12 protein-coding genes are annotated in these 12,301 nt (G+C 52.5%); 2 read left to right on the top strand and 10 right to left on the bottom strand.

What is annotated here, in order from left to right:
• Window positions 1-31: 31 nt before the first annotated feature.
• From BMW93_RS13650 to BMW93_RS13625, 6 genes are all read right to left on the bottom strand, one after another.
• Window positions 32-526 carry a hypothetical protein gene (locus BMW93_RS13650; RefSeq protein WP_090376728.1) on the bottom strand — a complete coding sequence of 165 codons (495 nt, stop codon included), beginning with the start codon at window positions 524-526 and terminating at the stop codon, window positions 32-34.
• A 25-nt stretch (window positions 527-551) separates the two neighbouring features.
• Window positions 552-938, bottom strand: a complete 387-nt coding sequence (locus tag BMW93_RS13645) for a VOC family protein (RefSeq protein WP_090376725.1) — start codon at window positions 936-938, stop codon at window positions 552-554.
• Window positions 939-976: 38 nt separating this feature from the next.
• Complete coding sequence (locus BMW93_RS13640) at window positions 977-2,314, bottom strand: MFS transporter (protein WP_090376722.1); 1,338 nt, start codon at window positions 2,312-2,314, stop codon at window positions 977-979.
• Between the two features lie 239 nt (window positions 2,315-2,553).
• Window positions 2,554-3,186: a hypothetical protein gene (locus BMW93_RS13635; protein ID WP_090376719.1), complete on the bottom strand. Its 633-nt coding sequence runs from the start codon at window positions 3,184-3,186 to the stop codon at window positions 2,554-2,556.
• Window positions 3,187-3,328: 142 nt separating this feature from the next.
• Entirely contained in the window at window positions 3,329-3,850 is a 522-nt protein-coding gene (locus BMW93_RS13630; protein WP_090376717.1) for a DinB family protein, read from the bottom strand.
• A 106-nt stretch (window positions 3,851-3,956) separates the two neighbouring features.
• Window positions 3,957-6,260, bottom strand: coding sequence for a glycosyl hydrolase family 95 catalytic domain-containing protein (locus BMW93_RS13625; RefSeq protein ID WP_090376714.1), 2,304 nt, complete (start codon window positions 6,258-6,260; stop codon window positions 3,957-3,959).
• Window positions 6,261-6,443: 183 nt separating this feature from the next.
• On the opposite strand from BMW93_RS13625, the gene BMW93_RS13620 reads away from it, so the two are divergent.
• Window positions 6,444-7,190, top strand: a complete 747-nt coding sequence (locus BMW93_RS13620) for a GNAT family N-acetyltransferase (protein WP_090376712.1) — start codon at window positions 6,444-6,446, stop codon at window positions 7,188-7,190.
• A 69-nt stretch (window positions 7,191-7,259) separates the two neighbouring features.
• Window positions 7,260-7,796, top strand: a complete 537-nt coding sequence (locus BMW93_RS35695; RefSeq protein WP_218147690.1) for a hypothetical protein — start codon at window positions 7,260-7,262, stop codon at window positions 7,794-7,796.
• A 52-nt stretch (window positions 7,797-7,848) separates the two neighbouring features.
• Here BMW93_RS35695 and BMW93_RS13610 read toward each other — a convergent pair whose 3' ends face one another.
• From BMW93_RS13610 to BMW93_RS13595, 4 genes are read right to left on the bottom strand one after another with little or no spacing between them, the layout of a single operon-like run.
• Window positions 7,849-8,793, bottom strand: coding sequence for an L-histidine N(alpha)-methyltransferase (locus BMW93_RS13610; protein ID WP_090377671.1), 945 nt, complete (start codon window positions 8,791-8,793; stop codon window positions 7,849-7,851).
• A gap of 10 nt (window positions 8,794-8,803) precedes the next feature.
• Window positions 8,804-9,961 carry an ergothioneine biosynthesis protein EgtB gene (gene egtB, locus BMW93_RS13605; RefSeq protein ID WP_090376708.1) on the bottom strand — a complete coding sequence of 386 codons (1,158 nt, stop codon included), beginning with the start codon at window positions 9,959-9,961 and terminating at the stop codon, window positions 8,804-8,806.
• Window positions 9,942-11,519, bottom strand: coding sequence for an ABC transporter permease/substrate-binding protein (locus BMW93_RS13600; protein WP_090376705.1), 1,578 nt, complete (start codon window positions 11,517-11,519; stop codon window positions 9,942-9,944). Before BMW93_RS13600 ends, egtB begins: the two co-directional genes overlap by 20 nt.
• Window positions 11,519-12,280, bottom strand: coding sequence for an ABC transporter ATP-binding protein (locus BMW93_RS13595; RefSeq protein WP_090376702.1), 762 nt, complete (start codon window positions 12,278-12,280; stop codon window positions 11,519-11,521). Before BMW93_RS13595 ends, BMW93_RS13600 begins: the two co-directional genes overlap by 1 nt.
• Window positions 12,281-12,301: the final 21 nt, after the last annotated feature.

Genomic DNA, 12,301 nt, shown 5'->3' with positions numbered 1-12,301 from the left:
GGCCCGCAAGAAAGCACAATTCCGCCTGTTTTTACATATACCGCATACCCGGATGGCCTAGTAACCGCCGCCAAAGGGCGATTTGTCCGATGATATTCGCTTCGCGATAGATCGTGAACGTGATCAGCTCATACAGCGACATCGAAAACTCAGGACCCATATCGATGCGCCGTTCCAGCTCTTCGTCGCTGAGCTTGCTCAGGGATTCTTTCAGGATCGGCGATATTTTGTTCCAATCCTCCTGATAGGACGAAATTTGCGGATATTCCACGCCATCCTGAATTCCCTTGTACTCCTTGAAAAGCTCGTTGGCTTGCTGATACCCGTCGTAGCCCAGGTTACGCGCGAGGTCGAAGCGTTGCTCCACGAGCGCTCCTGCGAGCCAGCCGATGTTATTGGCCTTGGTATCCAGCCGCTTTTGCGTGTCTTCGTGCGGGATTTTCTCCGTTACAAACTCAAAAAAAGGCGTTTGTAGATCATACATAGCGATAATGCCCTGCATTCTGGTGCTTTTTACATTTTCCATGTTTTCAGTTGAAGGTTAAGGATCATTAGTTTTCAGTTTCAATGACCGACAGGATATTGCCGGCCGGATCGGTGAACCAGGCGATGGTCGGGCCGTTTCCGCGCATGATATTGTCCGGGTCGGTCTTAAACCCCGGCCAGTCGTAGCTTTCGAATTGCACACCTTTGGATTTGAGTGCTTTAACGGTTTCTTCGATGTTTTTTACGGGAAAATTAAGCACGGTAAATGTCGCCGGCTCGTGGTTTGGTTTTTCATACAAAATCACCTCATACCCTCCGTAAATGTGCAAATGAAGCACCGGCATTTCCTCTTTTTGCGAAACTTCGATACCGAGTGTTTCGCCGTAAAACTGTCTCGCTTTCTGCAAGTTATCTACCGAATACCCGCTGAATGCTTTGGTTTGTCCAAACATAGCTGTGTTGATTAGTTGTTGATTGAAAAATATAAAATCTAAGCGTCCTCTCTGACAGGGACTTCGCCGGTATCATATTCGGGCGCTGGTTTTTGATAAACGAGCGACAATTTCCGGTACGCCGCCGACTGCATGGCAATCAGCGTGACAATGAGCCCGACAATGCCCGTCACAATAAATAAAAGTGCCAGGCCACGCGCCGTACCAGTCCCGAACCACGAACCGATCAGCCGCACGCCCGCGCCGGTGGTCATGAAGGGGATGAATACAAACTTGGCAATCGGCCCGATCATGAATGCTGTGATGGGAGACGCCGCCTGCTCGATGCTTTGGGCAAACCCGAATACGCGTCCCTGCCTTTCCGGCGGTATTACCTTTTGAAGGATCGTCTGCTCCGTCGCTTCCACCACCGGGATCAGGCAGAGGTACACGAACATTCCGATGCCCAGCAAAACAATGGACGACTGGATCGGGAAGATCATGCAGATTATCCACATCACGATATTGGCCGTAAACAAGGTTTTCAAAGGCATTTTCCCCAAACCCCGCTTCGCTACCACCAACCCGCCGACGATAAATCCGAGGCTTAATACGCCCCAGAGAATGCCCCACGCCTGCACGGACACGAGCGAGAGGCCGTAGGCGTCCATGAGGGACATAAATACACCGCCGAGGAAGTTGTTGAAGGTGTTAAAGAAAATCAATCCGAAAAGACCCGGTACCATACCCACTGCGGCAATGGTGCCACGGATGTCGACCTTTTGTCTATTCGATTCAGTATGAACGATTTCTTTTTCAGGAATGGAGACCGTCAGCAAATGCAGGATCACCAGCACGCTCAGCCCCACTGCGAGTACCATCATCCACAATACGCCCAGGTACCCGATCACGAGCCCGCTAAAGATCGAAGCGACCAGGAACGACACGCCGTTGGCAGTACCCACCATTCCATTGGCTTTGTCGCGGTTTTCCTCTTCGATCAGAATGGTAACCACCGTCGATAATGCAATCGTCCGTATGTTCCCCGTAATGGCCCCGAAAAGGCAAAGCGTGATAAACAACCACAGGCTGACGCTCGAATCGCTTTTAAAAGCAGCTTCCGGTGTAGTGATGTAAATGATCAGGGCGATGATGTAGAGCACCAGCGTAATGCTCGCGGCGAGCATCATCGAGGTCTTTTTCCGGTACCGGTCGACGATGGAGCCTAGAAAAAAGCCCGAAACCGCCACCGTTGCCAGGTAAACCCCGGCCATGACCGAAGTGGCGAGTACCGATTTGGTTTCGAGGTAGACCCAGAATGTGACGGCAAACCAGACAAACGTGTTGGTAAGCGCGGCCGCCAGCGAGTTGGCTAAAACCGCATAAAAGGTTTTCATAACGATATGGCTTAATGACCGGACGCCGGACCGCCGGACCGCCGGATCGCCGGATCGCCGGACAGTCGAACAGTCGGATAATCACCGGCTTGCGAAGTGTTGATACAAAAATACGGCCCTCCCCACAGTTTTCCGGGGTGGGTATAGGACAATTTAAGGGTGTGATTGTGCCAAACGAAGTTCTGGCAGGGAGGAGCGTACTTAAAAAAAGAAAAGCCCCGGAAGAACCGGGGCCTGTGTTATCTCGGAGCCACGCGTTGAACCGCGGGCCTGGTAGTGCCCGATGGCGTGGTTTGTGGTGTCGCCGACTGTGTATTAGCCTGCCCTTGTTGTGGTACAGCCTGACCGTTCGTTGCGTTGGATTGATTAGGAGATACTTGCGTTGCCGGTGCATACGCACCTGTACCTGTCGCAGGCGATCCTGCGGTGGGCGCGACGGGTACCTGCTGCGTTTGTACCTGAACCTCTCCCGAGGCAGTGGCCGATGGCTGACCGATCACCTGTGGCTGGTAGCGTTCCGGCATCGTTCTCGGGTCTTGCGATGTGGTTACTTTAGGCACCATACCCTGCTGGTTAACCGGCCGGGTATTGACTTCGAAACCCAGATCCTGTACATCGGATACTTTTTGAACGGGAGCTGCGGCCGGCGCGGGCTGCACGATGGTACCAAGTTGTCCCGGCGCTTCCGGCGCTATCTGGCCGGTAGGTTTTGGCTTGTATGAAGCGGCAGGGGCCGATTGCGCGCCGGAATAGGCTTTCGGGACTTGTCCGGTTGGCGCGGGCTGGCGTACCTGCGCATCGGCCTGGTTTAATACAAACAGCAGACCCGCAGTCGCGGCTACTGTCAATACTTTGGATTTTATGTGCGGCATAGTTCTCATAGTCATGTGTTTCAATCCTGCTAAGGTAGGTACTAAAACCATTCCATGAAAATCGAAGCCCCATTTCTCCTTTCGGCCCCGGTTGGCGCAAGCATAGCCGGGAAAAGGGAAATGGGGCGTGTATTATCAGTTATTAGTAACGGTCCCAGAAAGCCGGCGGCTCTACGCCCAGCGCGCGCAGGTACACGTAGCCCTGTGCCCGGTGGTGGATTTCATTGTCGATCAGGTACTGGATCGTGCCTACGATCGTGTTTTCGTACATGCCGAATGCTGCTTCCCGTTCCTGGAAACGCTGCGGCTGAATCTGCGGCCAGAGGGTATCGATGTACTCGGTCACAAGGTCCCAGAGGTGGAGTACCTCCGCTTTCGTAGCCGGTGCGGGTGTTGAATAGTCGAGTACGGGCTCGCTGAATGTCCAGTCGCCGAACACCACGCCGCGGATACCAGGAGCGGCCAGGCCGATCATCTCCATGGTGAGCTGGGCGTAAGTACGCATGCCGCCGATCGAAAAAGTATAAAACTGATCCTCAGGGAATGCCTCAATAACCTTGCGGCTGAGCCTGCGGTGGCCTTGCCAATGATCCAGCAAAGCTTCGGCTGAGATAACGTTCGTTGTAGTGGTTGCCATTTCCTGCTCGGTGTTGTTAGTTTCCATGTCAAAGGTTTTTTTAGTTTATTGTTTGATTACATTACAAACTAAACATCGCCGAGTGACAGCAGTATGTCAGCAGCATTTTCGTACTTCTGAAAAAAGGTGATTTTTATTTCAAAATCTTCAAATCAGGTCCGAAACGATAGGTTTTGCCTTTCGTTGTGTTCACCGATACCACTTTGTCGCCATAGCGCAGCTTGCATGGGTTACCGGCTTTCGAGCGGACGGTCAACTCTTCGAGTTTGCCTTTTTTCCAATGCATATCCAATTCAAAACCTCCACGCGTGCATAGTCCCGTAACATGTCCGTCGGGCAAAGCTTTGGGTAATGCAGGCAGGAGATTGATGTCGCCCAGATGGCTTTGTACCAATGTTTCGAGGATACCAGCGGCACCGCCAAAGTTGCCGTCGATCTGGAACGGCGGGTGTGCGTCGAACAGGTTGGGGTAAGAACCCCCGCCGCTCATTTTCTGCCCGGCGTCGTAAACCGGGTTGAACAGCTTGCGGATCATCGTGTAGGCATGTTCGCCGTCGAGGAACCTCGCCCAGTAGTTGATTTTCCAGGCCAGACTCCATCCCGTACCGTCATCGCCCCGGTAATTGAGGGATTTCATCGCGGCTTTAAGCAACTCAGGCGTGCCTGCCGGTGTGATTTCCTCGCCCGGGTACACGCCCCACAGGTGCGAAACGTGGCGGTGATGACTGGTGGTGTCGTCGATGTCGGTCATCCATTCCTGCAACTGCCCGTAGCGGCCAATGCGGTTCGGAGCGATTTGGGTTGCGGTTTCGGCCAGCTTTTGGGCAAATGCGGCGTCTGTTTTCAAAATACCGGCTGTTTCGATGCAGGCTTTGAACAATGCGCGGATGATCTGGTGGTCCATCGTCGGCCCAGCCACTAATCCGCCGTTTTCAGGGGAGTTAGAGGGGCTGCTAATCAGCAGGCCTGTTTTAGGGTCCTTCACGAGAAAATCGAGGAAGAATTCCGCTGCGCCTTTCATAAGCGGGTAGGCGGCGTTTTGCAGGAATGCTTTGTCCTGCGTAAACCGGTAATGCTCCCACAAATGCAGGCTCAGCCATGCGCCGCCCGTTACCCAAATGCCGTGATTCGCCCCATTAATAGGTGCCGCGCCGCGCCAGACGTCGGTATTATGGTGCAGTACCCAGCCTTTCGCATTGTAATGCTCCTTCGCTACTTCCGCACCGGTTTCAGAAACTTCCCTGACCATTTGAAACAGCGGCTCGTGGCATTCGCCGAGGTTAGTCATTTCCACCGGCCAGTAGTTCATTTCCGTATTGATATTCACGGTGTATTTGCTATCCCATGACGGATTGAGCTTGTGGTTCCATTTACCCTGCAAATTGGCCGGATGCGTTCCCGGGCGGCTGCTCGCGATGAGCAGGTAGCGCGCAAATTGTACATACAATGCAAGTAATGCCGGATCGTCCGGATTTTTCTTGAACTGACTGAGGCGCTCGTCGGTAGGGAGCGCGGAGGCTTTGCTGGCTGGAAGATCCAATGCAAACCGGCTGTAAAGCTTTTGATAATCCGCCGAATGCGCGGCGAATGCTTTTTCAAATACGGGAGCGTTTCGGAGAATTTCGGCTGTTTTTGCAGCAGGATCGCCGCTTACGTTTTTGTAATCGATGTAGTTGGTAGCGGCGGCAAGTACCAGGGTCGCATTCGTGGCTTTTGAAATCAGCAGTTTCCCATCGGCTTGTTTTACCTCTCCATCCGTGATAACTTTTAGCCTGGCAATACCTTGCAGCGCGCCTTTATCGACATAAACTTCCAGTTCAATCTGTTTTTCTCCGACCTTCACTTCCCTTTTCGAGTGAATGGCGTCCATACGCACCGAGAAATCCAGTTTGCCTTTTTGCGAGCTGTTAATACGATAATAAACCGCTTTCGCGGGATAGCTCGCAAATGCTTCGCGTGTATAATGCACGCCGCCGGATTGGTAGCTGCTTTTTACAGTGGCGCCCCGGAGGTCGAGTTCACGCACGTACGCAGTATGTTGCCCGTGCCCCGGAAAGTCTACATACACATCACCGAAAGCCTGATAAGCCATTTGCCGTAACGGCTGGCTCATAAATTGCTCGTTGGCCAGTTTTTCCGCTTCTTTTTGTTTGCCCTCGTTCAGAAGCCGCCGGATCTCGTCCAGGTAAGCGGATGCGCCCTTATGTGCGTAACTTCTTGGTTGGCCGGTCCATAGGGTTTCCTCGTTAAACTGGATCTGCTCGGTTTCAACGCCGCCGAAAATCATAGCCGCCAATGCGCCGTTTCCGATCGGCAATGCTTCTTCCCATTGTTTTGCAGGTTGTTTGTACCAGAGTTTTGAGTTGACGCTACCCTGTGCTCCGCATCTGGAGATAATGAGTACAGCCAGGATAACAGTCTGAATTAAAGGCTTCATGCCGGTTTTGGATAGAGTGAATAACGATGGCGGATGAGCAAAAATGCACCGCTGCTGCCTAGCTGACGTGTTTTCGGCCACATTGCCCGTACAAAAAAGCCGGCTGAGTCTTCGTTTTTCCTGCAACGCAACTAGTTTTTTTCACACGATTACACTACCTTATTACCCGATTACCCCCACACTATGCGAGTCAGTATTTCCAAAATCGGACTGGATGGGATCAGGGATTTGCGCACGATGTTCCTGCATGAAAACCACTTCCAGTTTGTCTGCAACAAGTGCCACGATTATGGCTGGGCCGATACCTGGCTGTTCCGGGTCGATAATGTCCGTATCGGTTATGGTTCCGTTTGGGGGACCGACCGCCGGCAGGACCGGGATACGATCTTCGAGTTTTACCTGCTGCCGCCGTACCGCAAACATGCCAGCATTGTTTTCGAGGAATTTCAAAGGGCCTGCAAACCGACCTGGATCGAGAGCCAGAGTAATGATATTTTCCTGACCACCATGCTGTACCGTTTCTGCGAAAACTCGTTCGCGGAAGCCATTCTGTTCGAAGACGATTTTCAGACTGCGTTCGAAATGCCGGGCGCAATTTTCCGCAAACGCTCAGAGCACGACCCGATGAACGGCGACGACAGCGAATATGTGGTCGATGTGAATGGCGAGATCGTGGCCAGCGGCGGCTTAATGCTCAATTACAACATTCCTTACGCCGACATTTACATGCAAACGCGGGAAACGTACCGCGAGAAGGGTTATGCGACGTACATCGTGCAGGAGCTGAAACGTATGGCGTACAAAATGGGGCGGGTGCCCGCAGCACGTTGCAATATCGGCAACCGCATTTCCCAGGCCACGTTGGAGAAGGCCGGCATGCGGGTTTGTGGTTTCAGGCTGAAAGGGGCGATCAGGGTTTTGGAAGATTAGCGTGCCCGGCACTCGGTGCCCGGCACGCTTTTTGAAGTCGTTGGGGTTCAAATCAAACAACTGAAAACCATGGCTACTACGACAAAAGGCAATACTAAGGAAGCCACTTCAAAAACGAAGGCTGATACCGAAAAGGGAGCGTCTGCAAAAAGTACGGCCGCGAAGGCTACGACCAAAAGCACTACAAAAACAACGGCTTCGAAGACAACAGCATCGAAAACCAGTGCGCCGAAACCGGCTGCTTCGAAAGCTAGTGCTTCAAAGGCAGCTGATTCGAAAACGACTGCGAATAAAACAACCGGTACCAAAAAGTCGGCCGGCAGCTCCAAATCCAATACTTCGACGCGTGATCACGACACGATCCGCGCGTGGGTAGAGAAGCGTGGCGGCGTGCCTTCGATGGTGAAGAGCACGGGCAAGAAAAAGGATGAAGTAGGTATTCTGCGCATTGACTTTCCTGGTTATAGCGGAGGGGATTCGTTGCAGGAAATCAGCTGGGACGAATTTTTCCAGAAGTTCGACGAAAGCAAGCTGGAATTTCTGTACCAGGAAAAAACGGCGGACGGCAAGGAAAGCCGGTTTAACAAGTTCGTATCGAGTAATTAGTAAGGTATTATGCGAAAGAAGCGGCCGGGATATGGATTTGTCCCGGCCGTTTTTATAATGTCCAGAGGCTATCGGTAAAGTAAGCCTTGCAATCCTGGAAATGCTCCACGACGCGGAAGCCGTTCGCCGCAGCCACTTCTTCGATCTCAGTTAAGGTATATTTCTTCGAAAGCTCCGTCCAGATCAGCTCGTTCCGGTCGAAATCGTAGCATTTGTCGGTCTGGCTTACGTGCACTTTTTGCGGGACGAGACTCACCAGATAGCTCCTTACTTCGCCATTGACAGGGTTGTAGTGAGAGTAGAAGTCGAACTGGTTGGTTTTGAAGCTTCCGCCCAGCTCTCTGTTGATCCTGTGTAATAAATTGATATTGAATGCTTTCGTAATGCCTTTCGGGTCGTCGTACGCGCAGCGTACCGTCGCCGGGTTCTTTTGCAGGTCGAAGCCTGTTAGCAGGTAATCGCCGGGGTTCATGCATTTGCGGAAATCGGCGAGGAGGCTGGTGACCTCGTGTGCTTCGTAGTTGCCGATATTGCCACCGAGAAAAAGCAAAAGGCTCGGAACGCCCGACGCGGCCAGCTCCTCCATCATCGTGAAATAGTTGCCGATCATCGGGCTGATCTTCAAACCCGGCAAATGGGCATGCATATTGGTCGTGAGCTCCTCGATGGCTTTGGAGGAAATATCAATGGGTACGTAAGTAAAATCGACCTGCCGCTCGACCAGCTTTTTCAGTAACTGACGGGTTTTGATACCATCCCCCGCGCCAAATTCCACGATCTGGAACGGTCCGTCGAATTGCAATTTCCGGAGGATATTCTCCCCTTGGAGCGACAAAATTTCGAATTCACAGGGGGTGGGGTAGTACTCCGGCATTTTCATGATGTCCTGAAAAATCCCGCTGCCGATGTCGTCGTAAAAGTATTTGCTCGAAATGTGCTTCTGTGGTGCGGACAATCCCCGGTGGATGTCTTTGGCAAATGTTTGTAAATCTGTCATAACCAATAAATTATCGCGCAAGCCGGATGCCCGTGTATTGCCAGCGCTCGTGTGTGTGAAAGAAGTTGCGGTAAGTTTTGCGTGCATGTCCGGGTGAGGTCGCTACCGATGCGCCGCGCAGCACCATCTGGTTGACCATGAACTTACCATTATACTCGCCCACGGCTCCGGGAGCTTTCGAAAACCCCGGGTAGGGCAGGTAAGCACTATTGGTCCATTCCCAGCGCTGGCCCCAGTCGAGGTTGGCGGAGGCGACCTCCCATTCGAATTCCGTCGGCAGGCGCATGCCTTTCCATTGGGCAAATGCAGCTGCTTCGAAAAAGCTGATATGACTCAGAATTGCCTCGGGATCCACTTTTTGCAGGCCATTCAATGTAAAATAATGCCATTCGCCGTCGATCAAGTGCCAGTACATCGGGGCTGAAATGTGGTTTTGATTTACCCATGACCAGCCTTCATCCAGCCAGAGGTTGAAATCTTCGTAACCGCCCGCTTCCATGAACCCGATGTATTCGCCGTTGGTTACGAGCCCTTTGGCGATTTCGAATTCATGCAGATAGACCTTATGTCTGCCCAGCTCATTGTCAAAACAAAATCCTTCGCCCTGATGCCCGATGTCGTAGATACCTTCGGGGATGGTTAAAAAGCCGGTTTCGGTATTTCGGCCGTTGACCATATTCTGGCCTTCGCGGTACACGGGGAAGAGCGGGTTATGCCCGAGAATGTATTTGATGTCGGTCACCAGAAGCTCCTGATGCTGCTGCTCGTGGTGCAGTCCGAGTTCTACCAATGCCAGGATTTCCGGATCGGCGAGCTCTTCGAGCAATGCGTCCATTTGCTCGTCTACATACCGGCGGTAGGCATATACCGCTTTTGTGGTCGGGCGCGTGACGTTGCCGCGGTCGGTGCGGAGCGTGCGCTCGCCCACGTTGTTGTAATAGCTGTTGAACAAATAGTTGAAATCGGGATCGTAAACGCGATAACCCGGGACATTGGGTTTGAGGATGAATGTTTCAAAAAACCAGGTGGAATGTGCCAGGTGCCACTTGGGCGGGCTCACGAATGCGACCGGTTGGGGTACGTAATCTTCCGTTTCAAGTGGTTCGCAGATGTTTTCCGAGTGTTTTCTGACATTTTGAAATGCTTCCCTAATGCCGGTGGTTTCCATTAGTTGCATAATTTTTCAGGTCGGTGATGGATTGGATATTCAAGGATTGTGCCTGCGCACGACGCATCATCAGCGCATAGGCGTTATTGAAGCCGATAGGCCGCAGCCATTGCAGCTTGTATTGTTTTAAAAATTCATTTTTGACATACACATAAACCTTTTCCCGGTCGCCGCCGAGGCTTTTCAGCTGTGCGCGGCCGGGTTTGAGGATCGCCAGCAGGCCCGTGCCCGTGTACTCGGGATACATATCGATTTCGGCATTGGTTAATGCGTCGAAACAGATTTTGGTTCCGCCGAGGCCGGTTTTGGTCATGGCTTTCAGCTCTGTATTTCCTTCGATCAGCTCTTTATACATTTGAACAAGAATGTATTGCTCGGCGAAAATCTTCGAACCCAGGCGTATGGTGCCTTTGTTTCCGCTACGGGGCGATTGATAGAGATTTTTGGATACCAGAAAATCATGTGCCACACGCTCGGGCGCCTGTTTGAGGTAATCGACCCGGTAGTTCAGCTCGGTCATCACCGAATCATTGATATAACCCGATAATTTTTCCAAAACAGGTTGTAATTCAGGGTATTGTATGAGGATTTCGCTCCTCACGACCGGGGCGGCGTAATAAGGCGGGAAAATATGCTGGTCATCGGTCAATGTTACCAGGTCGAATGCTTTCAGCCGGCCATCGGTACTGTACCCGCTGATGACGTCGAGCTTTTCTTCAAATGCGGCCTTATACATTACCGCGTCACTGATCACGACAGTCGGAATATCGAGCCCGTATATCGATTTCAGACCCAGGTAACCATCTTCCCGGCCCATGAATTCCGGCGTGAAACCGGCGAGGATATTGCCTTTAGTATAGGGTATGAGGTAAAATGAGGATAGCAAAAGCAGCAAAACCGGCAACACGACCGAGATTTTGCGCATTCTTTTCAAACCTGTTTTTTGGAGTAGAGAGAGCAAAAAGTCGAGCAACACAGCCAGCAATGCAGCCGGAATAGCCCCGGCCAGGATCATCTGGGTATTGTTCAATGCAATTCCCCCGAAAATAAACTCGCCCAGACCACCCGCGGCAATATAAGCGGCCAGGGTAGCCACACCCACATTAATGACCGTCGCGGTACGGATTCCGGCCAGGATCACCGGCATGGCCAGCGGCAGCTCTACGCCCGTCAGTATTTGCCACGCGCTCATACCCATTCCGCGCGCGGATTCGGTTATGGCCGGGTCGACGCCCGTAATGCCTGTGTAAGTATTGCGGATAATGGGGAGCAATGCATACAGGAACAGCGCGGTAATCGCGGGCAATGCGCCAATCCCCAGCAGCGGGATCATAAAACCCAGCAATGCAATGCTGGGAATGGTTTGTAGTACGCCCGCGATGCCGAGTACCAGCCAGGCGGCCTTTTTTCGGCGCGCGATCCAGATGCCCAGCGGAAGCCCGACGGCAATGGCGATCAGCAGCGAGATGCAGGTAAGGCCGATGTGGGCCACGGTCTGGCTCCACAGCTTTCCCGATTGCTGCGTCATGAATGCCCACAAGCTTTGCTGCTCTTCCATTATCTTTCCGTTCTGATACGTTCGTAAATGCGGGAAATATCTTCGAGTTGCTGGCCGAAAAAGGCGTGCACGAACTCATTCACAGGCCTAAGCAGCAGATCGCCCGGCTTGCCCTGCTGCACAATGCTGCCTTTGTCCATCAGGCAAATATGGTCGCCCATTTGAAGCGCTTCGTGCACGTCGTGGGTGACGAGCACGATGGTAGTCTCCCGCAGCACGGGTAGCTCGGCAAAGTCTTTCCGTACGCTGGCGCGCGTCACGGGATCGAGCGCGCCGAAAGGTTCGTCGAGGAGTAAAATGGGCGGATTGGCGATGAGCGCGCGGGCAATGGCGACGCGCTGCTGCTGGCCTCCGCTCAGTTCGTCGGGATATTTGCTTTTGAAATGCGCGGGAAGTTTCAGCTGTTCGAGCCAGCGGCCCGTGTGATTTTGAATGTCGCCGGGTTGCCAGCCGAGCAGCTTCGGCACCACCGCGATGTTTTCAGCCACCGTGAAATGCGGGAAAAGGCCATTGTTTTGGGAAACATAGCCGATCGACCGCCTGAGTATTTCCGGTTTTTCTTCCGAGATATTCCTGCCTGAAATTTCAATCCGGCCGGAAGTTGCTTCTATCAGCCGGTTGAGCATTTTGAGCGTGGTGGTTTTGCCGCAACCGCTCGTACCCAGCAGCACCATCGTTTCGCCTTCACCGACCTGGAAGGAAACATCTTTAACTGCCTCGATACCATTAAAATGCTTGCTGATGTGGTCGGCAATGATCATGATGTTTGTTGACGGGTACGT

Origin of the sequence: Dyadobacter sp. SG02, assembly GCF_900109045.1 — a bacterium.
Taxonomy (GTDB): Bacteria; Bacteroidota; Bacteroidia; order Cytophagales; family Spirosomataceae; genus Dyadobacter.
This window is presented reverse-complemented; position numbering and strand designations above follow the sequence as displayed.